Annotated in this window: 26 protein-coding genes; 11 read left to right on the forward strand and 15 right to left on the reverse strand. The window is 69.9% G+C overall.

Annotated elements, in window-relative coordinates:
* Window positions 1-121: 121 nt before the first annotated feature.
* The 7 genes from HOV91_RS24455 to HOV91_RS24485 form a co-directional block, all read right to left on the reverse strand.
* Window positions 122-523, reverse strand: coding sequence for an HAD domain-containing protein (locus tag HOV91_RS24455; RefSeq protein ID WP_174187742.1), 402 nt, complete (start codon window positions 521-523; stop codon window positions 122-124).
* A gap of 76 nt (window positions 524-599) precedes the next feature.
* On the reverse strand, window positions 600-866 hold the full coding sequence (locus tag HOV91_RS24460; protein WP_174187741.1) for a hypothetical protein: 267 nt from the start codon (window positions 864-866) through the stop codon (window positions 600-602).
* Between the two features lie 278 nt (window positions 867-1,144).
* A complete protein-coding gene (locus HOV91_RS24465) occupies window positions 1,145-1,753 on the reverse strand; it encodes a DJ-1/PfpI family protein (protein WP_174187743.1) in 609 nt (202 codons plus the stop codon).
* 39 nt (window positions 1,754-1,792) lie between these two features.
* Complete coding sequence (locus HOV91_RS24470) at window positions 1,793-3,106, reverse strand: Dyp-type peroxidase (protein WP_174187744.1); 1,314 nt, start codon at window positions 3,104-3,106, stop codon at window positions 1,793-1,795.
* The gene (locus HOV91_RS24475) at window positions 3,103-3,834 is read right to left on the reverse strand and encodes a DJ-1/PfpI family protein (RefSeq protein WP_312884754.1); all 732 of its coding nucleotides are present in this window, start codon (window positions 3,832-3,834) and stop codon (window positions 3,103-3,105) included. Before HOV91_RS24475 ends, HOV91_RS24470 begins: the two co-directional genes overlap by 4 nt.
* 75 nt (window positions 3,835-3,909) lie before the next feature.
* Window positions 3,910-4,962, reverse strand: coding sequence for an HD domain-containing protein (locus HOV91_RS40855; RefSeq protein WP_174187745.1), 1,053 nt, complete (start codon window positions 4,960-4,962; stop codon window positions 3,910-3,912).
* Between the two features lie 111 nt (window positions 4,963-5,073).
* A complete protein-coding gene (locus tag HOV91_RS24485; protein WP_174187746.1) occupies window positions 5,074-6,102 on the reverse strand; it encodes a GlxA family transcriptional regulator in 1,029 nt (342 codons plus the stop codon).
* 122 nt (window positions 6,103-6,224) lie between these two features.
* On the opposite strand from HOV91_RS24485, the gene HOV91_RS24490 reads away from it, so the two are divergent.
* The 4 genes from HOV91_RS24490 to HOV91_RS24505 all read left to right on the forward strand — a co-directional run bounded on the left by HOV91_RS24490 (window position 6,225) and on the right by HOV91_RS24505 (window position 8,837).
* Window positions 6,225-6,881 (forward strand): hypothetical protein, encoded by a 657-nt coding sequence (locus tag HOV91_RS24490; protein WP_174187747.1) that lies wholly within the window; start codon window positions 6,225-6,227, stop codon window positions 6,879-6,881.
* A 126-nt stretch (window positions 6,882-7,007) separates the two neighbouring features.
* Complete coding sequence (locus HOV91_RS24495; RefSeq protein ID WP_174187748.1) at window positions 7,008-7,430, forward strand: Hsp20/alpha crystallin family protein; 423 nt, start codon at window positions 7,008-7,010, stop codon at window positions 7,428-7,430.
* A gap of 34 nt (window positions 7,431-7,464) precedes the next feature.
* Entirely contained in the window at window positions 7,465-7,725 is a 261-nt protein-coding gene (locus HOV91_RS24500) for a hypothetical protein (RefSeq protein ID WP_174187749.1), read from the forward strand.
* 317 nt (window positions 7,726-8,042) lie between these two features.
* Window positions 8,043-8,837: a PAS and ANTAR domain-containing protein gene (locus HOV91_RS24505; protein ID WP_174187750.1), complete on the forward strand. Its 795-nt coding sequence runs from the start codon at window positions 8,043-8,045 to the stop codon at window positions 8,835-8,837.
* Between the two features lie 101 nt (window positions 8,838-8,938).
* Here HOV91_RS24505 and HOV91_RS24510 read toward each other — a convergent pair whose 3' ends face one another.
* A complete protein-coding gene (locus tag HOV91_RS24510) occupies window positions 8,939-9,607 on the reverse strand; it encodes a TetR/AcrR family transcriptional regulator (protein WP_174187751.1) in 669 nt (222 codons plus the stop codon).
* A 91-nt stretch (window positions 9,608-9,698) separates the two neighbouring features.
* Between HOV91_RS24510 and HOV91_RS24515 the strand changes: the two genes are divergently transcribed.
* Genes HOV91_RS24515 through HOV91_RS24525 form a run of 3 tightly spaced genes read left to right on the forward strand, consistent with a single transcriptional unit; the run spans window position 9,699 to window position 11,761 of the window.
* Complete coding sequence (locus HOV91_RS24515; protein ID WP_174187752.1) at window positions 9,699-10,574, forward strand: hypothetical protein; 876 nt, start codon at window positions 9,699-9,701, stop codon at window positions 10,572-10,574.
* A complete protein-coding gene (locus HOV91_RS24520) occupies window positions 10,571-10,921 on the forward strand; it encodes a DoxX family protein (RefSeq protein ID WP_174187753.1) in 351 nt (116 codons plus the stop codon). Before HOV91_RS24515 ends, HOV91_RS24520 begins: the two co-directional genes overlap by 4 nt.
* 48 nt (window positions 10,922-10,969) lie before the next feature.
* A complete protein-coding gene (locus HOV91_RS24525) occupies window positions 10,970-11,761 on the forward strand; it encodes an SAM-dependent methyltransferase (protein ID WP_174187754.1) in 792 nt (263 codons plus the stop codon).
* Between the two features lie 109 nt (window positions 11,762-11,870).
* Here the strand turns inward: HOV91_RS24525 and HOV91_RS24530 are convergent, their stop codons facing one another.
* Both HOV91_RS24530 and HOV91_RS24535 read right to left on the reverse strand, forming a co-directional pair.
* The gene (locus tag HOV91_RS24530; protein WP_174187755.1) at window positions 11,871-12,899 is read right to left on the reverse strand and encodes a MerR family transcriptional regulator; all 1,029 of its coding nucleotides are present in this window, start codon (window positions 12,897-12,899) and stop codon (window positions 11,871-11,873) included.
* Window positions 12,893-13,579, reverse strand: coding sequence for a HEAT repeat domain-containing protein (locus HOV91_RS24535; RefSeq protein ID WP_174187756.1), 687 nt, complete (start codon window positions 13,577-13,579; stop codon window positions 12,893-12,895). The genes HOV91_RS24530 and HOV91_RS24535 overlap by 7 nt, the downstream gene beginning before the upstream one ends.
* 204 nt (window positions 13,580-13,783) lie before the next feature.
* Here HOV91_RS24535 and HOV91_RS24540 point away from each other — a divergent pair, with 204 nt between their 5' ends.
* Window positions 13,784-14,089, forward strand: coding sequence for a hypothetical protein (locus HOV91_RS24540; protein WP_174187782.1), 306 nt, complete (start codon window positions 13,784-13,786; stop codon window positions 14,087-14,089).
* A gap of 43 nt (window positions 14,090-14,132) precedes the next feature.
* Here the strand turns inward: HOV91_RS24540 and HOV91_RS24545 are convergent, their stop codons facing one another.
* From HOV91_RS24545 to HOV91_RS24565, 5 genes are all read right to left on the reverse strand, one after another.
* On the reverse strand, window positions 14,133-15,344 hold the full coding sequence (locus HOV91_RS24545; protein ID WP_174187757.1) for a Dyp-type peroxidase: 1,212 nt from the start codon (window positions 15,342-15,344) through the stop codon (window positions 14,133-14,135).
* A complete protein-coding gene (locus tag HOV91_RS24550) occupies window positions 15,337-15,888 on the reverse strand; it encodes a copper chaperone PCu(A)C (protein ID WP_174187758.1) in 552 nt (183 codons plus the stop codon). Before HOV91_RS24550 ends, HOV91_RS24545 begins: the two co-directional genes overlap by 8 nt.
* A 314-nt stretch (window positions 15,889-16,202) precedes the next feature.
* Complete coding sequence (locus HOV91_RS24555; protein WP_174187759.1) at window positions 16,203-16,730, reverse strand: hypothetical protein; 528 nt, start codon at window positions 16,728-16,730, stop codon at window positions 16,203-16,205.
* A gap of 9 nt (window positions 16,731-16,739) precedes the next feature.
* Window positions 16,740-17,246, reverse strand: a complete 507-nt coding sequence (locus HOV91_RS24560) for a formylglycine-generating enzyme family protein (RefSeq protein ID WP_312884755.1) — start codon at window positions 17,244-17,246, stop codon at window positions 16,740-16,742.
* Window positions 17,146-17,859: an endonuclease/exonuclease/phosphatase family protein gene (locus tag HOV91_RS24565; protein ID WP_174187760.1), complete on the reverse strand. Its 714-nt coding sequence runs from the start codon at window positions 17,857-17,859 to the stop codon at window positions 17,146-17,148. The genes HOV91_RS24560 and HOV91_RS24565 overlap by 101 nt, the downstream gene beginning before the upstream one ends.
* A 186-nt stretch (window positions 17,860-18,045) precedes the next feature.
* Here HOV91_RS24565 and HOV91_RS24570 point away from each other — a divergent pair, with 186 nt between their 5' ends.
* From HOV91_RS24570 to HOV91_RS24580, 3 genes are all read left to right on the forward strand, one after another.
* Complete coding sequence (locus HOV91_RS24570; protein WP_217441102.1) at window positions 18,046-19,182, forward strand: lipase family protein; 1,137 nt, start codon at window positions 18,046-18,048, stop codon at window positions 19,180-19,182.
* Between the two features lie 233 nt (window positions 19,183-19,415).
* The gene (locus HOV91_RS24575; RefSeq protein ID WP_174187761.1) at window positions 19,416-20,111 is read left to right on the forward strand and encodes a response regulator; all 696 of its coding nucleotides are present in this window, start codon (window positions 19,416-19,418) and stop codon (window positions 20,109-20,111) included.
* 170 nt (window positions 20,112-20,281) lie between these two features.
* Window positions 20,282-21,214, forward strand: a complete 933-nt coding sequence (locus HOV91_RS24580) for a HAMP domain-containing sensor histidine kinase (RefSeq protein WP_246350698.1) — start codon at window positions 20,282-20,284, stop codon at window positions 21,212-21,214.
* The last annotated feature ends 52 nt before the right edge of the window (window positions 21,215-21,266 follow it).

Genomic DNA, 21,266 nt, shown 5'->3' on the forward strand with positions numbered 1-21,266 from the left:
GCGTGTCCAGGCGCAGTTGGGAGAGTCCGGACATCACCGACTCGCTCCACCGATCACCGCCCTGACCAGGTAATATCACGGTCTCGCATGTAACCAATTGTTGCGTTGGATGCAATTCCGCCTATTTAGCGCAATCCTGCTGCCTGATCTCGTCGTCGACCCAGATGAACGAGCGCCCGGCGGCCAGGCCGACCAGGGCCCTGGTCTTCCAATGCAACTCGTCCTCGAAGTAGTCGCCGCTGGGATACTCGGGCAATGCCACCACCGGCAGCCGGGGCAGACCGAGGATGGGGGCGAGCACGCGGTTGGCGTCCTCGCCCCAGCCGGTGGCCCACATCAGGTCGCAGCCCAGCGCCAGCAGGCGGTCGCCGAGGCTTCGGGTCAGCCGGGACAAGATCGGATTCGTCGGCTGCTGCCATGCGGACCAGTCCCTCTCACTTGCCTGCGAAGCGGCAGTGTCGTGGGGAAGCAGGGTTCCATCGACGTCCAGGAACAGTATGGGGCGATTCGAACCACCGGTCATGCGGACAATTCTGGGTAGCTGACCGTCCCCGAACCTGCCGTGCGAGACCAGGGCGGCGAGCCGCCGCACGCGTCGATCACAGCTGAACGGCAGCCGATATGGTCCAGATCCCCAGCGCCAGAAGAGACAATACCGAGCCGGTGATCGCCACTGCCTTGCCTCTGCGCGGTCCGGTGCAGCCGAGAACGCCGAAGATGAGGCCGGGCAGCGCGAAGACGTATGCCAGGTACTGACGAACCTCCCACAGGTCGATCGGGAGAAAGGGAACGACCAACGCCGCGACACCGAGAGCCAAGGCGAGCACGGCGAATCCGTAACCCTTGGACGGCACGACAGGAGCCATCGGCTGACCCTGGGGCCACGCTGACGGTGCAACGTCGCGGAACTGAGGGGGTTGATGCGAGGGCTGCTGCCCGAATGGGTCCGGGTACGGAGGTTGCTGATTCGGTACGGGCGGCGGGCTCGGTGGCCGCGGCCCGAAGCCGGGCACATGCGGATCGTTCGGCACCGACCGAGCATATCGGTGCGACGACCTCCCCGGCAGTATGTGCGCAGCGGAATTTCGCCGGCCACGAGGAGCCGTGGATTGCGGCGGTGCCGCTGTCGGTTCGTGAATGCCGCTCACCACACCTCGGGTTCGTCGGCGAGATAGGGCGGTGCGGGGTCGTAGTGGATCTCCCGGCGCACCGCTCGCGCGTGGGCGCGCCCGTGCAGCCTGCCGACGAGCCACAGCGCGCTGTCGATGCCGGCCGAAACACCCTGACTGGTGAGCACCTTGCCGTCCACGACGTATCGTGCGTCCCGGATGACGGTGACGTCGCCGCGCGCTTGGAGTTCTTCCTCGTACTTCCAGTGTGTGGCGACTCGGCGTCCGCGCGCCGGGCCCGCGGCGTGCAGCAGGAACGCTCCGGTGCAGACGCTCACCACCCACGCGGCTCGCGCCGCCGTCGCGGCGATCCACTCGGTGATCACCGCGTTGTGCGGCTCCACTTGCCGTGCCCCGCGGCCGCCCGGTATCAGCAGTACGTCCAGCGGCGGGTGGTCCTCCAGCGTGTGGTCCGGCAGCACGCGAAGCCCTTTGCTGAATCGGACCGGGCCGGGCCGTTCGGTGATCAGGACGGTGCGGTCGGCATTGCCCCGCAGTATCGCCGAGGTGGTGAACACCTCCCAGGGGCCTGCGAAGTCGAGTTCCTCGGCATCGTCGAAAATCAGAATTCCGTATGTGGTCATCGAGTTGCCTCCTGTCGGTCTCGGGGGAAGCGGCAGTGCTCAATCGAGCAACGCCGCCGCGATCGGCTCGTCCGGGATCGCGCCGGGCGGTACGGCGAAGAACGCGCTGCCGGTGTGCTCGATGAGCGGGTTCAGTCGGTCTCCGCCTGCGAGGGCATGTTGTGCTCGGATGAACTGTTCGGGTGGGTGGTTCATGTAGGCGGCGAACAGCAGGCCCGCGTCGAGCCGGTTGTGGCCGCCGTGGGTATGTTCGGGCGTCCCGGGCAGGTGGGTGTGCGGGGTCTCCGCGGTGGAGCCCGGGCCGCCCGCGTTCGCGATCAGGGTGCCGTAGTCGTAGTTGTAGCCCCGGCGCAGCATCGGAATGCCATGGACCAGGCGCACGTGGGCGCCGGCCGGAATCGCGAGTTCGCCGTCCCGGCCGCGACGGTCGAGGTCAAGCGGGTCGGATTCGGCGGTGCCGCCCAGGGGCGCTCCGTCACCGCGGCGGCGGCCGATGACGCGGTCCTGCTCGGCGCGCGGCAGCTGGTCCCATTCGGCGGTCTTCATCCGGATCTTGCGGAACACCAGGTAGCTGCCGCCCTGGAACCAGCCGGGTTCGTCCGCGGAACGAACCCGGACCGTTCGATCGCACTCGGTGGTGTCCGCGCGTGGGTTGGCGGTGCCGTCCTTGTGGCCGAACATATTTCGTGTGGTGCCGCCGTCGGCGGGCCTGCTCAGGAAGCCCTGCTGGGTCCAGCGCATGCGCGCCAGTCCCGGCATCCGTGCCCGCAAGGTGCGGAACGTGTGGCTGACGATCTGGGCGTCGTCGGCGCAGATCTGCGCCAGCACGTCGCCGTCGCACCACGCCGGATTCAGGACGTCACCGGCGAATCCGGGTAGCGGTCGCAGGTGTTCGGGACGCCGCGCGGCGAGGCCGAACCGCTCGTCGAACACCGATGGCCCCAGACCGAAGGTGACGGTCAGGCGAGCCGGAGCCAGTCCGCTCGCGAAGTCGGTGTGCGCGCTGAACCCCGGTGGTGTGCCCGGTTGTTCCGGAAGCGGTGCGCCGGCCGCCAGGGCGGCGGCGGTCGCGGTCCACCCGGCCAGGAGTTCACGCAGTACCGCACGGTCGGGTCGCAAGATATCGACCGACAAGAACAGCGCGTGCGATTGCGCGGGAGTCGCTATTCCTGCCTGGTGTGGCCCGTAGAACGGTTCCAGGCCCGCTCCCGGGCTGGTGCCGGGTGTGGCCGCGCGGCCTGCGACGACACCGACCGCCGCGGCTCCCGCCGTCGCCAAACCCGCGCCGAACAGGCCACGCCGGGTGACGCGCGGCGAACCGGTGTCCTCGCGGCCCGCAGAAGATGTGCTCATGCCCTCTCTCGTCTCCACACTGTTCCCCGCCGCTCGTACTCCAGGATCTCTTCGACCCCGACGGCGATATCCGAACCCAATTCCCGCTGCACCAACCACAGGGCTAGATCCAGTCCCGAGGTGACACCGCCGGCCGTGACCAGATCGCCGTCGTCCACGACCCGCGCCCTGGTGACCACGCCGCCTTCCTGCTCCAGTCGCTCGATCAACCGGTGGTGCGTGATACACGGCCTGCCGCGCGTGATTCCCGCCGCCGACAACAACATCGCGCCCGCACACACCGACGCCAGGGTGAGACCATCGCGCCGGGCCGAGGCCAGCAGCCGGGGGAGCCGACCGCGCGCGATCTCGCTCGGGACGCCGGGAGAGCCCGGCGGCAGGCCGTAACCACCGCCGGGCACCACGATGACGTCGGCACGTTCCGGAGCCCACCCGGCCGGGACCTCGATCCTGGTGCCGGACATGAGCACGACCGCACCTGGACTCGCCGCCGTCACCAGTTCCACGTCGGCGCGGGGGTCGAAATGCTTCGCGCAGCCGAACACTTCCAACGGCGCGAAGATGTCCATGTCGTCGACACCGTCGAACACCAGGAGCTGCACCCGCCACCGTCCGGGACCGCTCCCGGCGCGGGATCGCGGAATCGGCGCGAACGGACTCGCTACCGTCGCCGCACCGGTGGCGGTACCGAGTCCCGCTCGCAGCACCACGCGCCGATTCACGTGCACTCGCGCTCACCGTGCATCAGCGCGACCTCGAACGCTCTGAGCGAACACCGATTCCGGTGCGCGCGCTCGACCGGCTCACACCGAGAAGTACGGATCGTCGAGCACATACCGCCAGGACCCGTCGCTGCCACGCCGGGCGATCTCGGTAGAAGTGGAGATCACCGGTTCACCGCCCGGCGTCGTGCCCGAGACGGTGGCATCGTTGGAGATCAGCGCCAGCTCCCCCACCGTGTGCACGCGGCGGGTCTGCAACTGGATCTTCGCCCCGGAATCGATCATCGCCCCGAGTGAACTCCGGATCGCCGCGGTGCCGGATCGCCGCTCACCGGGAGTCGGGAACAGCAGTGCCGCCGGCTCGTACAGCGACATCAACGCGTCGAGGTCACCGGCGTTGAAGTACCGGGCGAACAGCGAGGAAAGCTCGGTGGGCTGCGCGGCTGCGACACGAAGCGAGCCGATCGCCACCGGACGGTCGTTCCATCCCGCGTCCTCGACGGCGTCGAACCAGGTGGTCGGCGCGTGCGTCGGGTAATAGAGCTGGCAGAGCTGACCCGGGAAGCTGAACCAGCTTCCCTTGGCCGGGTTGTCGCGCACCTGCCGGGCCAGCATCTCGCCGAAGGCGTATCCGAGGTCGTGGCGCGGCCACACCGCATGCACGCGATCGGCGAAGCCGTCCGGCAGCGATTCGCGCCGCAGCCCGGCGATGTCGGCTCCGGTGCCCATCTGCATCAGGGCCTCGACCGTCCCGAAACGATGCGCGATGCCGTCGCTGGTGTGCAGGGCGATAGCGTTCCACACGGTCCGCACTCGCTGCTCGTCGACGCCTCTGCTCCTGAGGAACTCCGCGGCCGCGTCGGCACCGTCGATCTCGAAACGCTGGTCGCCGTTGGCGTACTCCGTCGCCCCGAGATCGTGCAGGAGGCAGCTGAGATAGAGCAGCTCGTCGTCGTAATCCGCACCGGCCCGCAACCCGTCGGCAGCAGCCAATTCGCGCGCGTACAGATAGGCGCGCACGCAGTGGTGGTAGACCAGCGGCGGCGATACCTCGGCTACCAACGCGTCCGCGGCGACGGCGAGTTCCGAAGTGGGCAATCCGAACTGGGTCGGATCGGCTTCTCGAGCGGTCATCGTGTTCCCTTCCGAAATGTGCGCACTCAGTGTGTGCTCGGAAGTAGCGGCCGCCCAGTGGCCGGATAGCCATCTATTGCCAAAATCTGGCCACATCCTGGCTATCGCGGTTCAGTGCGGCGACTCGGCCATCCGCTCGGCCGCCACCGGTGCTCGGCGATGGCGATCGACGGACCGCACGGCCTGGCCGGAATGGTGAAAGCTGTTGCGGTAGGCCTGCGGAGACGTCCGTGTCAGGCGGGCGAAGTGGTAGCGCAGGGTGGTGGCCGCCCCGAAACCGGCCTCCTCGGCGATACGGTCGATGGACAGGTCGGTGGTTTCGAGCAACTGCTGCGCGCGGTGCACCCGGGCGCGGAGCAACCACTGCACGGGCGTGGTCCCGATCTCCGCGCGGAAGCGGCGGTTCAAGCTGCGCACGCTGATGGCGCCGTGCGCGGCGATATCCTCGAGGGTGAGCGGACGATGCAGGTTGGCTTGCATCCAGTCGAGGACCGGTTGCAGCGAGGTATCCGGGCTCTCCGGGTCGGTGTAGGCGATGAATTGCGCTTGTCCGCCGTCCCGCTGCGGCGGCATCACGATGCGGCGGGCGGTGTCGGCGGCCACTTTGGCACCGAGATCCCGGCGAACCATGTGCAGGCACAGATCGAGCCCCGCTGTCGCCCCGGCCGAGGTGAGCACCGCACCGTTGTCGATGAACAGCACCGAAGCGTCGACCTCGACGAGGGGATACCGGCGCGCCAGCTCGGTGGCGTACTCCCAATGGGTCGTCGCCCGGTGCCCGTCGAGTACTCCGGTCGCGGCGAGGGTGAACGCGCCGACACAGACGGAAGCCAACCGCGCGCCGCGCTCGGCCGCGCCCCGCAGTGCGTCGCGAACGCGGGCGTCGGGTTCGCAGAAGAAACCGGCCTGCCCGGGCACGACGACGGTGTCCGCGTCGGCCACAGTGCCGAGCCCCCAGTCCGTCTGCAATCGCACCGCACCGTGCACGGGGGCGATGGCGGCGGTACCGCCGATCGTCACGACCCTGATGTCGTAGTGCTGTTTCCCGCTCACCGTATTGGCGGCGCCGAACACCAAGCCCGGCAACATCACTTCGAAACCCAGCGCGTTCTCCGGTGCCAAGACTGCCACGATCGCCATGGCCAGAATTTAGTCCATAGCGGTATTGCAGCCACCCGTCACCCGCGTGATCATCCGGTCGGCGGGAGGGCGGGCGATGTGTAGGAGGACCCGCGAGAACCCCGGGTACTCTCCAGATCGTTATGGTGTCCGCCGTCCTGTTACTGACCGCCTGTTTCCAGCTGACCTGCGTTTTCCTGCTGTGGTCTCGTACCGCCCGCACCGCCCGTATCTGGCTGCTCGGCCTGGTGGGTATCGGCGTGGCTTATGACTCGGCGGTCGTCGGCCTCGGAGCGATGCTGGGGGAGGGGTCGTTGCTGCATGCCCTGAGTCTCGGCCGGTTCGTCGGCCACGCACTGCTGACCCCGCTGCTGGTGTTCTGGGCGGCTGACCGAACCGGAACGAGCCCGCGGTGGCGCCGGTCGGCGCTGTTACTCACCGCGGCGCTGGTCGCGTGGGGCGTGCTCGCGGAACTCCCGCACCTGCGACTCGTTCCCCGCCTGTTCGCCGACACCCTTCGCTACGGGGCCGAATCCCCGGCGCCACCGGTGCCCGCGCTCGTCGCGACGGCGGTGCTGCTGGCGGCCGGAATCGTGCTGTGGCGCAGGGAAGGGCGCGTGTTTCCGTTGCTCGGCACCGGGCTGCTCCTGCTCGCGTCCGCGGCGGCCATGGCCGTTCCCCCGCTGGGCAATATCGGCGAAGCCGTGATGCTCGCCGCGCTCACCAGCGCCGAGATGCGGAGGAAGCGCGAGGTCTCGACGGGCGGCGGGGCGGAGTCCGGGACGGGTGCTCGCGCCTAACCCAAAATTTGCTGCCTCATCCACTTGCACTCACCTGTGTAGAGTGCTAAATAATATCTGTGTCAGATGACAAAGATTACCTTGGTTGCTGAGGACAGGAAAAGGAGTGAACCGGAGGTGGCGACCATGCTGATGCGTACCGATCCGTTCGTTGGTCTGGATCGTCTGACGCAGCAGGTGTTCGGGACGGCGGCCCGTCCTGCGGTGATGCCGATGGACGCTTGGCGAGACGGGGACGAGTTCTTCGTGGAATTGGACCTACCCGGAATCGACCCGGACTCGCTGGATCTGGACGTCGAACGCAATGTGGTCACGGTGCGGGCCTCGCGGCCGGAGCTGGACCAAGGGCGGTCGATGATCGCCGCGGAACGCGCCCGCGGCGTGTTCAGCCGCCAGCTGTTCCTGGGTGAGAACCTCGATACCGACCAGATCCGCGCCGACTACCGCGACGGGGTGCTGCGGTTGATCGTCCCGGTCGCGGAGAAGGCCAAGCCCCGCAAGATCGAGGTCGCCCGCCACGACCACGAGCGCCAGGCGATCAACGCCTGAGCCGCCCGGCGGCGCTGCCAGCAGGAGGTCTGTGATGACCGCCGCATCCGGTGTCGGCTCGCCCGAGTTGTCGTGGCTGGATGCCCGGCTGCTCGCGCTGGATCCCGATCTCGAGGAGCTGTTCGCCGAGGTCGACGACATCCTGTGCGAAGCGAGGGCGCGCTGGCGGCAACGTCCCGGCGAACCGCGCCACCGAAGTGGTCCGCCACCGGGGCAGCCTCCCCGGTTGCGGGGACGGCGCCCACGACCGGTGTCGGCTACCCAGCGCAGCCCACCGCCCGCACGCTGCCGGTAGTCGCACCAGTGCGAGGGAGGTGATGCCCGTATCCACAACAGAAGACCGTTCCGCGCGGAGGGCGGGACGCGCCGGTTCGCGAGCCTGCACCGTGAGCACCGAGTAGACCGCCCCGGTCATCGGGACCGTGCGGTCGCCGTGCGCAGCCACCGGTAGTGGCCGAGCAGGCAGGCGCCGTGCCCGCCTCGCGCGGGGCTCATCCGAAACAGTCTGTCGAACTCTTCCTCCGACGGGTGGGCTCGGCCGGTACGCCCGGCCGGGCTCACCCGGCTCTTTCGCCGGAGACCACACATGATCACGTTCGAGGAGGAAGCGCCATGACCACGCTCCCGGCTGGCAGCGACTCCAACGGGGCCGACCCGAAAACCCCCCAGCAATCGACAGGCGCACGGAACCTGCTCGCCGGTGCGGCAGCGGATGATCGGGTGGCGAAGAGGGCTGTGGAGGAACCCGGCAACGGAAGCCGCGCGAAGAGTGACGGCCGCGCCCGTCCGGGGCTGGAGACCATCGGGAGCTTCCGATTCTGGTTCGCCGACCAGCGGTGGGAGTGGTCGGATCAGGTCACACGGTTGCACGGGTACGCACCGGGCACGGTGGAACCGACCACCGAACTGCTGCTGGCGCACAAGCATCCGGATGACCGGGCTACGGTAGCGGAAACGCTGGCCACGGCGGTGCGGACCGGTGAGCCGTTCTGCAGTCGTCACCGCATCATCGATCTGGCCGGCCGGGTGCATCACGTGCTGGTCGTAGGCGATCGGTTGCACGACTCGACCGGTGCGACCGTGGGAACCACCGGCTATTACGTCGATCTGACCGGCCGGCTGAACGAGAACCGGCAGGAAGTGCTGAAGGAGACGCTGCCGGAGGTGGTGGCCGCGCGCGAGGTCATCGAGCAGGCCAAGGGCATCCTGATGTTCGTCTACGGCGTCGACGCCGAGCAGGCCTTCGGGGTGTTGCAGTGGCGCTCCCAGGAAACCAACACCAAACTGCGGGATCTGGCAGCCAAACTCGTCGCCGCCGTAGTCGCTTCCGGCGGCGGCCCGGTCCGGCAGCGTACCCAGTTCGATCATCTGTTGCTGACCGTCCACGAACGACCGGATTCGATATAGCTGCCCGAGATTCGGGAACGGGCGCATGCTCTACCGTCGGCGCGGACACGCCCGGCCGCGCTGGGACGGTCCCTGACGCTGTCGAACCGCCCGGCGGGGCGTCACCGTGACGACCTCGTGCCGTGTGCTGGGCGCCCGTCCTCGGGAGACTTCCCGGTGCGGCACAGCGTCCGCTCGGCGGTCGTGGTCAGCCGTTCGATCGCTTCTTCGACGTCCAAGCCGCGACCGGTGACGAGCAGGTCGAGACTTTCGAAGCTGGTCAGCGCCCACAACACGTCGGTCGCCCACGCCACCGAGACGTCCTCGCGCAGTTCGTTCGCCGCGGCGAGCCGCTGCGCCAGATGAGCGACGCCGCCTCGGCGATCCTCCTCCATCGCCCGCACCGCTTCGGCGGCCGATGCCGGATCGAGACGGTCCATGGCGTGCAGCACGCGATAGATCTCGAGGTCGCGGGCCTTCATGCGACTCGCGGCGGCGATCGCGCCCCGCAGGTGCGCGCGCACGTCGTCCGCGCCGACAGCCGCGGTGAGCTCCGGCAAGCCGGTGCGGCTGGACAGATCCGCGACGAACGCGTCGAAAAGTCCGGCGCGGGAACCGAAGTCGACGTAGATCGTCGACCTGGACACCCCGGCGGCCTTGGCGACCTTGTCCAGGCTCAGCGGCTCGGTCGGCGCCGCGCGGAGCTGGTCGGCGACGGCGTCGAGGATGCGGCGCCGCGTCCGGACCGCGGCTTCCGCGCGCGCGGCCTGGTCGTACTTGCGCTTGGTCATGCGGCTCATCCTCCCATATTTCAGTTGACAAGGTGTCCGACGAAAAGTCATGCTTTTCGCCAGACAGCATGTCTTATGAAATGAGGAGACGATGAGCGACCCGTCTACCCGGCCGCGCGGCTACGCCCTGCTCGCGCTGTGGCCGGCCGGCTTGGCGCTTGCGCTGGTCAAGGCCCTGCTGACCACCCCGGTATTCGCGGTGTCGGCCGGGATCTACGTCGCGCTCGCCGCGGTGGCGATCCGGCGTGCGGGCACGCCACGGTGGTCACCGGCGGTGACGTGGGTGGCGGCCGGGGTCGCGCTGTTCGCGGTCGCGGGTTTCACCGGAGAACCCACAGCGAGCCGGCCGTCGCTGCTGGTGGTGAACACTGCGGTGCTGCTCGGGACGTCGATCGCGGTGCTGGTCGGCGCGGTCGGATTGCTCCTGCGATTTCGCCGATCGCCTCGGCTGCGAGTCGCGGTCCCCGCGGTCGCCGTCTTCGGGCTCGGGACCGGTGGGTTCGTGCTGAACCTGCTGGCGCGCTTGGCGATCGTGCTCACCGGCGCCGAGGAACAACAGCTGGCGGTGGAGGCGACGCACTGGTCGGCCGCGCGGTATCTGCGCGGCACAACCGGGCCGGTCGACTTCGTCGGCTACATCCTGGTCTGGCTGGACCTGGTCCAGATCGCCTACGTCGTCTCCGCGTATGCCGCCGCGGCCGTACTGGCCTGGCTGGCGACCGGGGAATCGGCGGTGCCGCGCCGCCTCGGAACTGTCCTCACCGTGACGGCCTGCGTCCTGGCCGCCACGCTGTCGGTCAGCGTCGGCGCGGCGGTCGCCCTGCCCCACGCCGCCGACGCGGTACCGGCCACCATCGCCTTCGTCACCAGCATCCCGTTCATGGCGACCCTGGTTCCCTACGCTCTCGGCGCCGCGATCCTCGCGGCCGCCGCACCTCGTTCCCGCGTTACTCAGGAGTGGAAATGACCATCGCAGCAGTACTCGTGGCGGGCTGCCTGGCCCTTGCCGTGGCGGGGTCGGCTGTGGCGACCCTTGTCCGTCACCCGAAGATCGTCGACACTGCCGCCGCCGTCGGCTTTCCCGTGCAGCATGTGTGGATGCTCGGTGTGGTGAAACTCGCCGCCGCCGTCGGTCTCGCCTGCGGCCTGCTGTGGTGGCCGGTGTCCGTGGCGGCCGCGCTGGGTCTCGTTGCCTATTTCGTCGCGGCGATCGGCATGCATCTGCGCGCACACCAGCGTGATATCGCCGCACCGGCCGTCTTCCTCGCGCTCTCCACCGCGGCCGCGGTGCTCCTGGCCGGAGTCGGGCCGTGACTGCTCTCGGCTCGATCTCGTCAACTACCCCCCCGACAAGGAACCCTCTTGATCAACGACAACTTTCCCCGGACCAACGCCTACCACCCCGACTGGATCCGCGCCGGCGTCAGCGGTGGCGCGAACTCGCTGTGGCTCACCGAATGGCTCACCGAAGCCGTCGACTTGGCACCCGGCATGCGCGTGCTCGATCTCGGCTGTGGCCGCGGCGCGTCGTCGGTGTTCCTGCACCGCGAATTCGGCGTCGAGGTCTGGGCCACCGATCTCTGGTTCGGCCCCGACGAACGGGCGGCGCGGTTCCGCGACGCCGGAGTCGCGGATTCGGTGTACCCCATCCGCGCGGATGCCCGCGCGCTGCCGTTCGCCGCCGAATTCTTCGACGCGATCGTCGGCATCGACTCCTTCGTCTACTACGGCACCGACGACCTCTACGCCAACTACCTGGCATCGTTCGTGCGCCCCGGCGCCACCATCGCCATCGCGGGCGCCGGGCTGACCCGCGAAATCGACGGCCCGATACCCGAACACCTGCGGTCCTGGTGGGAACCGAGCATGGCCTGCCTGCACTCGGCCGCGTGGTGGCGGCGCCACTGGCAGCGCAGCGGGGTGCTCGAGGTCGAGCGCGCCGACACCATGTCCGACGGATGGCAGCGCTGGCTCGACTGGCAGCACGAGGTCGCACCGGACAACACCACCGAGATCCAGGCCCTCGAACAGGACCGAGGCGACTACCTCGGCTACGTCCGCGTGGTCGCCCGTCGCCTCGACCGCCCCCTCGACCCACACATCACCACGGTCGACACCACCTACCAGCCCCAGCCGCTCCTGCGTGAGCACTGACCCACGCCCACCCGCGCCGAGGGAGAAAGCCTCCGCTGACCGCACGCGAGGTCGCCACCCTCGATCGCGCGGAACGCTGAGGACATGACCAACACGGCTGTGGCGTGGTCTAGGGTTGCGGGAGTTCGTCGTCGGCCCGTTCTCGGAGCGTTTCCGCCAGGGCCGAGGCGATGAGGGCCACGGCGCGGTCATCGTCGTGGGCCAGGTGCCGCAGGGTATCCAGCGCGATGGTTCCCGGCATCTCGGCGAGTGCCTGGGTCAGTCGTATCCGAACCGCCGAGTCGGCGGTGTGCGCGGCGAGTTCGCCGACCAGCGCTCGCATGATGCGGTCTGCCCACTTCGCCTCCCGCGCCAACGTTCCCAGGAGTTCGGCCGCCTCGACATCGTTCGGACCCTCGACCACCGTGCCGACGAGTTCGGGCACAGCCTGGGTCACGCCGCGCGCGCCCAGGGCGAGAGCGGCATGTCTACGGACCGTCGCGTCCGCGTCCTCGAGCGCGCCGGTGAGTACCGCGGTCGCCGCGTCGCCCGGCAGCTCGGCGAGCGCCAGGACCGCGCGCCGCCGGACGTCGACATCCTCCGAGGCCATGCCGGACGCCACGCTCGCCACACCGTCACCGCCGGCCCGTGCGAGGGCCCACCGCAGGGCCCCCGCGACGTTCGGATCGGATTCGGTGAGCACCGCCTCGGCCAACAGCTCGGCGGGCACCGACACGTCCTCGGCCGGGGCCAGGACGGCCTGCTGCCGCCGGGCGGCGCTCGGTGAACCGAGTCCGTGCAGGAGCTCGACGATGCGCAGGACGCCTCGCCAGCCGGAGGGCTCGGCCGCATCGACCGTGCGCAGCCGCTCGAGGAGTTCGCGCTCCCGGTTCAGCCGTTCTTCTGTCTTTCGGATGAGGTCGCCGACCAGCGCGGACGGGGTGAATTCCGGACCGTCGAGAACATGTCCGATCTGGCTCAGTGACAGGCCGAGGGACCGCAGCCCTTCCACATGGAAGATCCGCCGGATGTCCTCGGGGGAGTATTCCCGGTAGCCGCCCACGGTGCGGCCGGTCGGTCGGACCAGCCCGAGCGAGTCGTAGTGCCGGAGCATCCGGGCGCTCACCCCCGAGCGGCGCGCCACCTCACCGATCAGCACGCCGTCGTCTCCTCCCGGTCCGGACCGAGCGCGACGACCCTTCTGGCCTGCTCGACGGCGAGGTCGAATCCGGCGTCCGGGTCGCGCAGCAGCCGCCGCGTGGCGGCGGCGTGCGCACGCACCGCCGGGTCGTGACTCGCCATCGCCGTGCGGAGAACCGGCTCGATCACGTCGCCGAGCGCGACCAGGGCACGGCTCAGACTCAGTCGTAGCTCCCGGTCACCGCGGCCGAATTGGGTGGCCAGCTGCGCGGCCAGCTCTTCCTTCTCGCCGTCGGGCACGAGAACGACAGCGGCGCGCCACGCACTGCGCGCGACCTCGTCGTCGGCGTCGTGCAGCAATGCCCGCGTGATCGCGGGCCATGCCTCGCTGTCCCCGATCTTGGACAGCGTGTGCAGCGCCTGGCTGCGAGCCTGGGCGCGTTCGGAACGGAGTTCCGCGCGCAATCTGGGAACTGTGATCTCCGACGGGAGACGGGTCAGCGCCCACGTGAGCATGTCGCGCACGAAGAAGTCCGGCTCGATCGCGCACCGTTCTATCAGCGCGTCGACGAAACCGGGCTCGGGATGCGTGCCGATCGCCAGAGCCGCCTTGAGCCGCGTCGACGAGTCGGCCGCCGCCAACGCGTCGAGCGGTCGGATGTGCTGTGGATTCCTGCTTGTCGAGTTGATGGGGACCACCTCCGACAGCCAGTGAAAGCCTTCACACAGTGACAATGTCAAGCGCACCGGCGACTCGGCCCTCCCGTCGAGGTAGGCGGACCGTGGCAGGCCCGATGATCATCTGGTCAGTACAGTGAACTGTCGCTCGAACCACGGGGAGTTTGCAACGTGAACGTGTCGGAAGTCGTCTACAACGTCGTAGTCGTCACGCACCTGCTCGGCATGGCCGCGGTGGTGGGTGGCTATGCCGCTGGGCAGCCTCGCGTCTCGGAGGTCATGGTCTGGGGTGCGCGGTTGCAGCTCGTCACCGGGGTGATCCTGGTCGGCATGGCCGAATCGCTCGACTCCATCGGCGCGAACCCGAACATGGCCAAGATCGCAGTGAAGCTGGTCGTCTCGGTGGCAGTGGCCGCGTTCGCCGAGATCGGGCGCGGGCGGGCGAAGCGCGGCAACCCGGTGCCGTGGCTGACCCACGCCGCGGGCGTGCTGGCGATCGTCAACGTTTTCGTAGCCGTGCTGTGGACCTGACGTGTCGGCGCCGGCGGGTGTGCTCGCCGGCGCCGAACACCGGTCACGCCTCGAACAGCGATTGCCCGAGGTAACCGCCCGGCGCCGGAACCCCGGGCGGGATCACGAAAACCGCCGAACCGATCGGCGTCGTCCAGACATTGAGCGCGTCGAACTCCGCGAGTCGGCGTTGCACCGGAACGAATTGGGTGTCCACGTCGCGCTGATAGGCGGCGAACAGCAAGCCCGAGTTGGAGATCCGGCCGGGGGCGGGCGCGTCGTCGTAGTTGTAGCCACGTCGCAGGAAGCGCTCGCCGTCATGGGTGTGATGAGCGCGTGCGATGTGTGACGAGGGTGGGATGATCGGTATCCCGTGCGCGTCCACCGCCGCGAAGTCGGGCTCGTCGAACTCGTCGGCGCCGGTCAGCGGCGCACCGTTGGCGATGGTGCGGCCGATGGTGAGTTCCCTTTCCTCGCGATCGATTTCGTCCCAGGTGTCCAGTGTCATCGCGATGCGCCGCAGCACGCACGAGGTGCCGCCGCCCAGCCACGGCTGGGCCGCCCCGTCGTCCCACACCAGCCGGGCGAACTCCGGCGTGCCGGGCGCCAGGTTCACCGTGCCGTCGACCTGACCCATCAGATTGCGCGGTGTCGCGCCCGGCGTGCCGTCCCGGAATCCGCGCTGCACCCAGCGCACCGTGACCAGCGAGGACACGCTGCGGCACAGCACCCGAACCGCGTGCGACACCGTGGTCACCTCGTCGGCGCAGACCTGCAAGAGCAGGTCACCGCCGGTCCAGGCCGGTTCCAGCCGGTCGATGGCGAACGGCGGCAACGGCCGCAGCCACGGCGGCCTGCGGTGGTCGAGCCCGGCCGCCGGGAACACCGCGGGTCCGAAACCCACCGTGACCGTGAGCCGCGCCGGGCGCAGCGCGAGTTCGGCTTCGGTGTCCGCCAGCGCGGGCCGGCCCTGAGTGAGGCGGGCGGCGTCGCCGGTCCAGATCTTCAGCAGTCCGACCAGGTCGTCGCGGCGAGCGCCCGGATGCAGATCGAAGGCTACGAACGCCGCGTGTGCCTGCGGGACGGTCTCGATGCCGGATTGGTGCGGCCCGTAGAACGGCACCGTCGCGTCTCCCGGCGCCGGATCGGATTCCCGCCGCCCGGTGCGGGCAGCCGCGCCGAGCCCGAGCCCGGCGGCGCCTGCCGCGACGGCGCCGCCGCCCAGCAGACGCCGCCGGTTGATCCGTGCGGGTCGCGGTTCGTTCCGCTCAGCCACCGTGCGCGCCGGTATGGGGCTGGCCGCCCGGGTGATCGGGCACGTAATTCTCCTGATTGCCGGAGAAGTCGCGCACCTGGGCGGTGAATGTGGTGGTCGAGCCGTCGTCGAAGGTCAGCGTGACCGACGTCTCCGAGCCGGTGCGCAGCGGTCCGAGCAGGCCCATGAACATGATGTGGTCGCCGCCGGGCCGCAGCCGCGTGCGCCCGTGCGCCGGGATGACGAAGCCGCCGTTTTTGGGCCGCATCGCCTTCGTCCCGTTCGCGTCGGTGACCACCTCGTGCAGTTCGATCCGCTCGGAGGCGGGACTGGTGGCCGAGACGATGGTGCGCGGGGCGTCGCCGTTGTTGGTCAGGTCGCCGAAGGCGGCCGACATCCCGCTGTCGGCGGCTTTGACCCACTGATCGGAAATGGACACCGTGGCGGCCGTGGGGGCGGCCTGCGTCGCGTCGGCCGACGAGCATGCGGTCAGGAGAAGCGCCGCCGCGGCGGCGATCGCGCCGGGCAGGAGGCGAGTGGTGCGTTGCCGAGTGAGAGTAGGCATGAGAACTCCGAAAGGTGAGATGTGATGTGGCGCAAGGCGGACCAGCTGAACCGGGCAAAGCGGCGCTGCGCGCGCGTCACCGAGCTGTCGGCCGGATCGGGATCGCCGACCGCGGATGCGTCGAAACAAGCCGCGCAGTGGATCTCGCGGCGAATCGTTCGCGTTGCGGCGTGCGGACCGAAGTGCCGACTACCGACGCTGCCGAAGGCCGCGGCGAACCGCCCGGGATCGGTGAGCGACCCGGACTCCGTCGCGCTCGGCGCATCGGACGTTCGGCGTCGATGACCGGGATGTCCGCCTGCAATGTGCAGGAGTCAGCGAAGAGGTGGTGGGCCGCGCAGGCCGGAGCCGGAACTGAGCAGCAGGCGCCGTGGCCGGGGGAGCGCACGCCCCGACGCGAGTGAGCTGATATCGACCGGTGCACTCGGGCCGTCGGCGAGGACGCGCACCGTCCGCCGCATCTCGGAGGCCGCGCGCAGCACAGCCAGTTCGGCGGCGTGAATGAGCAGCGCGCCGAGCGGAACAGCCGCTAGGTGGGTGCCGAGCATGACCGTTGTCGCGCCCGCGTCGTGGTGGTGGGCGGTCGACAGCGTGGCTGCGAGGTGCGCGACGGCCTGTGCGATCGCCAGCGTCGCCATGACCTCGATGAACCCGTGCCGGTGCGGTCGCGCGCCGACGAATACGCCCACCGCCGCGCAGACGGCCATCAGTGTGGCGAGCGGCGAGGCGCCCGGAGACATGCCGCCCCCGCCGAGTGCGTGCGCGGCGATGCTCACCGCCCCGGCCGCGGAACCGACGAACGCGCCGCGCAGCCGCGCCGCCATCACCGTCGGATCTCGCACCGACTCATACTACCGCCTGTCGTAGCCGCGAACACTATGTCGTCGCGTCGGCGGCGCGCGGGCGACCCGGAAGCCGAGGTCGTCGATGCGAAAGGTCGGGTGGCTCTTACGGCGGCACGAGGCGCGGCAACTGCGCGGCAAGTCGAACGCGCCACCACCGCGGAACACCCGGTAGGGGCCGTAGACCGCGGGATCGTAAACGTCCCAGCACCATTCCGAGACGTTGCCGATCGTGTCGTACAGACCCCACGCGTTCGGCGCTCTGGTCGCGACCTCGTGTACGGCCGATCCGGAATTGGCCCGGTACCAGGCGATCTCGTCCCACTCGCCGTAACGAACGGCCGAACTGCCCGCACGACAGGCGTATTCCCATTCCGCTTCGGTGGGAAGGCGGTAAGGCGGACCGGCGTTCCGCTCACACCGTGACGGTCGCGTGGACGAGGTTGTGGTCGGACACCCCGCCGACGTCGTCCACCGACGCCGCGGTGACGCTCGCGCCGTGCACGACCACGTGATCGATGTGCTGGGATTTCGCGCCCGAGGAGCGCGGGCGGGTCGGCGCCGCGCCGTCGGCGTACTCGGCGACGGCGAAGTCGGCACCGAGTCCGGCGGCCACCGAGGCGCGGTCGGTGTTGAAGTCACCGAGCAGCACCGCGGCGTTCGCCGGTGCTTCCGAGGCGAGTTCGGCCAGGCGGGACAGCTGCTCGGCGCGCCGCCGGTCGCCGGTCACATGGGTGGCGATCACCGTCAGCCCGCCCGCGTCGATGACCAGCGCGCCTTTGCCGTGATCGTGGGCGAAGGATTCGGCCGCGAGTTCCCGGCTCGGCTCTGCGGTCAGCACCACGAGGTACTCCCCGCCGTCGAGCAGGGAACTGGGCATGCGCCGCGGCGTGGGCAGCCGCTGATACCGCATCGCGTGGATCGTCCGGTCCGGCAGCGCCATTCGCAGGCTGGCCAGTTGATCACCGCTGACCTCCTGTAACGCGATGATCCGTTCGGTGCGTTCGGCCACCCGCGCGGTGATCTCGGCGATCCGGGCGCCCTCGTCCGGCCAGCGAGTCGCGACGTCCTCGTACCAGTTCTCGGCGTGGACGCGATGCAGGACGTTCCAAGTGGCCACCGTGATCACCTTCGCGATCGTAGGCGACCCGGGTGGAACAGATTACGGCGCGGGCCGAGCGCTCTGCCCGCGCCTTGGATGCCGACGCCCTGCCGAAGCGACGCGACAGCAGCATCGAGACCGCGCGTTTCGACGGAAAATGCCGGGTTACAGTGTCTCGTCGAGACGGCGAGTCGAGAACGAGAGGTGGCGCCCATGTCGGTGCGACGTGCGGGAATCAGCGTGGCCGTCGCGGCACTGCTCTTGGCGGGGCCGTCGGCCGGTTCGGCGGTGGCCGACCCGGCGTCGGCGGGCGCGGCGCCGGGCACGGTGGCGACCGATGCGGCGCTGCCAGGACAACTCTGGATCGAGGGCACGGGCACGGCCCGCCGCCTGACCTACTGGACCCGCACCTCCGACGACCAGCCCGCGCTGTCCAGCGGCGCGGTGTTCGTTCCCGCGGGCACACCGCCCAGTGGCGGCTGGCCGGTGCTGTCCTGGGAACACGGAACGGTCGGCCTCGCCGACGAGTGCGCTCCTTCGACCGCGGGCCGCAGCAAACGCGATCTGGATTACCTGACGACCTGGCTGCGTCAGGGTTACGCCGTCGTGGCCACCGACTACATCGGTCTGGGCACCCCCGGTCCGCACGCGTACCTGGATGGGCGGGCGGAGGCGCACGCGGCGATCGACATGGTGCGCGCGGCCCGTGCGGTCGACGGTTCGCTGTCGTCGAAGTGGGTCGCGATCGGCCAGTCCCAAGGCGGCGGCGCCGCGGTGTTCACCGCGTCGCTGGCCACGCGCTACGCCCCCGAACTCGATTACCGCGGCGCCGTCGCCACCGGTCCGGCCTCGAACGTCGTCGACGCCGCTGCGTTCCTCGGGCCCGGCGTGCCTGCGATCGACAACGCGCATCTCACCGCCTACCTCGCGTACGTGATGAACGGACTGAAAGCGGCGCGGCCCGGCTTCGACCTGGACAGCTACCTCAGCCCCGAGGGCAAGCGACTGGCGACCGCCGCGGAGGCGCTGTGCTTCCAGCCGTTGGCCGACCGGGCGCGGGGCATCCCGGTCAACCGGCTGTTCTCCCGTCCGCTCGCCGACGGGGATTTCGTGGCCACCGCCCGCCCGGTGATGGACGTTCCCCTCACCGGCTACGACCGCCCGCTGTTCATCGGTCAGGGCACGAACGACACCGACGTGCCCGCCCCGTTGACCGCGAAGTTGGTGGCGGACATGGCATCGCACGGCGTCCGCCCTGAAGTCCACGTGTATCCGGGGAAGGATCACAGCGCCACGATGGCCGCTTCCTTGGCCGACAGCATCCCGTTCGTCGCGCGCCTGTTCGCCTGACCTCGGGCCCGGCACTCAGGCGCGTGCGACCGCGGGCTCGCGATCGAGGCGCATTCCGGATCCGGAGGGCGGCATGGCGCGCAAGATCCGCATCACCGACACCGACATCGAACGCATCGACAAGCGTCCGTGGTTGCGGCCGTGAAACGCCCCGCCCGCGGATCCGCCGATGCACACGAAATCTCCACATTCGAGGCCGGATCTCTCCACAGCCGGTGGCTAGGGTTCGGGGCATGGAACACAGCGCACCGGCGCAGGCCGCACGGCGGATCCTGGTGGTGGACGACGAGCTGACCATCGCCGAATCCGTCGCGGCGCGCCTGCGGGCGGAGGGGTTCACCGTCGACCTGGCGCACGACGGTCCCTCGGCCGTCGCCGCCGCCGAGGCCGTCGAGCCGGACCTGGTGGTACTCGACGTCATGCTGCCGGGGTTCGACGGGCTGGAAGTGTGCAGGCGCATCCAGGCGCGCCGTCCGGTACCGGTACTCATGCTGACCGCGCGCGCCGACGAAACCGACCAGCTCGTCGGCTTGGGCGTCGGCGCGGACGACTATCTGACCAAACCGTTCTCGCTGCGCGTGCTCGCCGCCCGGGTGCACGCACTGCTGCGCCGGATGGATCGGGCGGCCGACCGCGATGGCGCGACGATCCTGGTGGGCGACCTGCGCATCGATGTGGACCAGCGCCGGGTCTGGCGCGCGGACGTCGAGGCGCGGCTCACGCCACTGGAATTCGACCTGCTCACCCGGCTGGCTCGCCGCCCGCGCATGGTGCTCGCGCGCGAGCGTCTGCTCGAGGACGTCTGGGACTGGTCGGACGCGGCAGGCACCCGCGCGGTCGACAGCCACGTGAAAGCGTTGCGCCGCAAGCTCGGCGCCGACCTGATCCGCACCGTGCGCGGTGTGGGATACGCCCTGGAGGCCCGATGAGCGCCGAGCCGGGCCGCGCGCCGGAGGCGGAACGAATCGGCTCGAACCTGCCCGACGCCACCGTTCGCGCCAGGTGGAGCCGGGTGCGCCGGGTGGGCGACCGCGCGGCCGAGCTGTTGCCGCGGCCGCTGGACCCGGTGAAGTCGATCAAGCTGAAGCTGGCGATCCTCATGCTGTGTTCCGGCGGGGTGGCGTTCGGGTTCTTCCGCTTCAAGATCGGCTGGCTGCCGCCGCGCACCACCATCACCGCCGTCGTGATCGCGCTGGTGACCTCCCAATTCCTGGCGCACGGCATCACCAGGCCGCTGCGCGAGATGACCGCGGCGGCCAAGCGAATGGCCCAAGGCGACTACACCCTGCGGGTGCGGGCGAGCTCCCGCGACGAGGTGGGGCAACTGGCCGAAGCGTTCAACCAGATGGCCGCCGACCTGGCCGCGGCGGATCAGCAGCGCCGTGACCTCATCGCGAACGTCTCGCACGAATTGCGGACGCCCATCACCGCTTTGCACGCGGTGCTGGAGAACCTGGTCGACGGCGTCTCCCAACCCGACCCGGCGACGCTGAGCACCGCGCTGGCACAGACCGAACGGCTGACGCTGCTGGTCTCGGAATTGCTCGACCTCTCCAGCATCGAAGCGGGCGCTTTGCGGCTCGACCGCGAGGATCTGCCGATCGCGCCGCTGCTGGCCGCCGTCGTCGCCGAAGCGGAGGTCATGACCGCCGCGCTCGGGCGCGGTGTGCGCTTTCGCACCGACGTGCTGCCCGGCGCGGCGCGCGTGTACGCCGACCGCGCACGTCTGCATCAGGTGCTGCTCAACCTGCTCGACAACGCCGCTCGGCACGGGCCGGCGGGCGGGGAAGTCCGCCTCGCCGTGCGCGCGTCGCCGGGGCAGGTCGTGATCGACGTAGCGGACGACGGCCCCGGCATCCCGCCCGCCGAACGCGCCCGGGTATTCGACCGGTTCACCCGGGGCGGCCGCACCTCGGGTGGCGGCACCGGGCTCGGCCTCGCCATCTCTCGCTGGGTGGTCGACCTGCACGGCGGCACCATCGCCGTCGCCGACCCCGGCTCCCGCATCCGGGTGGTCCTGCCCGGACGCTGACCTGCCCTGCCACCTGACCCGGACCGCCAAGACGGACCCCGGGGCCATTCCG

Source organism: Nocardia barduliensis (assembly GCF_013315795.1).
Lineage (GTDB): Bacteria > Actinomycetota > Actinomycetes > Mycobacteriales > Mycobacteriaceae > Nocardia > Nocardia barduliensis.

Excerpts from the sequence above, each read along its gene's own strand:
- HOV91_RS24455 (WP_174187742.1), bottom strand. The coding sequence starts at position 523 with ATGACCGGTGGTTCGAATCGCCCCATACTGTTCCTGGACGTCGATGGA.
- HOV91_RS24460 (WP_174187741.1), bottom strand. The coding sequence starts at position 866 with ATGGCTCCTGTCGTGCCGTCCAAGGGTTACGGATTCGCCGTGCTCGCC.
- HOV91_RS24465 (WP_174187743.1), bottom strand. The coding sequence starts at position 1,753 with ATGACCACATACGGAATTCTGATTTTCGACGATGCCGAGGAACTCGAC.
- HOV91_RS24470 (WP_174187744.1), bottom strand. The coding sequence starts at position 3,106 with ATGAGCACATCTTCTGCGGGCCGCGAGGACACCGGTTCGCCGCGCGTC.
- HOV91_RS40855 (WP_174187745.1), bottom strand. The coding sequence starts at position 4,962 with ATGACCGCTCGAGAAGCCGATCCGACCCAGTTCGGATTGCCCACTTCG.
- HOV91_RS24485 (WP_174187746.1), bottom strand. The coding sequence starts at position 6,102 with ATGGCGATCGTGGCAGTCTTGGCACCGGAGAACGCGCTGGGTTTCGAA.
- HOV91_RS24490 (WP_174187747.1), top strand. The coding sequence starts at position 6,225 with ATGGTGTCCGCCGTCCTGTTACTGACCGCCTGTTTCCAGCTGACCTGC.
- HOV91_RS24495 (WP_174187748.1), top strand. The coding sequence starts at position 7,008 with ATGCTGATGCGTACCGATCCGTTCGTTGGTCTGGATCGTCTGACGCAG.
- HOV91_RS24500 (WP_174187749.1), top strand. The coding sequence starts at position 7,465 with ATGACCGCCGCATCCGGTGTCGGCTCGCCCGAGTTGTCGTGGCTGGAT.
- HOV91_RS24505 (WP_174187750.1), top strand. The coding sequence starts at position 8,043 with ATGACCACGCTCCCGGCTGGCAGCGACTCCAACGGGGCCGACCCGAAA.
- HOV91_RS24510 (WP_174187751.1), bottom strand. The coding sequence starts at position 9,607 with ATGACCAAGCGCAAGTACGACCAGGCCGCGCGCGCGGAAGCCGCGGTC.
- HOV91_RS24515 (WP_174187752.1), top strand. The coding sequence starts at position 9,699 with ATGAGCGACCCGTCTACCCGGCCGCGCGGCTACGCCCTGCTCGCGCTG.
- HOV91_RS24520 (WP_174187753.1), top strand. The coding sequence starts at position 10,571 with ATGACCATCGCAGCAGTACTCGTGGCGGGCTGCCTGGCCCTTGCCGTG.
- HOV91_RS24540 (WP_174187782.1), top strand. The coding sequence starts at position 13,784 with ATGGCCGCGGTGGTGGGTGGCTATGCCGCTGGGCAGCCTCGCGTCTCG.
- HOV91_RS24550 (WP_174187758.1), bottom strand. The coding sequence starts at position 15,888 with ATGCCTACTCTCACTCGGCAACGCACCACTCGCCTCCTGCCCGGCGCG.
- HOV91_RS24570 (WP_217441102.1), top strand. The coding sequence starts at position 18,046 with ATGTCGGTGCGACGTGCGGGAATCAGCGTGGCCGTCGCGGCACTGCTC.
- HOV91_RS24575 (WP_174187761.1), top strand. The coding sequence starts at position 19,416 with ATGGAACACAGCGCACCGGCGCAGGCCGCACGGCGGATCCTGGTGGTG.
- HOV91_RS24580 (WP_246350698.1), top strand. The coding sequence starts at position 20,282 with ATGCTGTGTTCCGGCGGGGTGGCGTTCGGGTTCTTCCGCTTCAAGATC.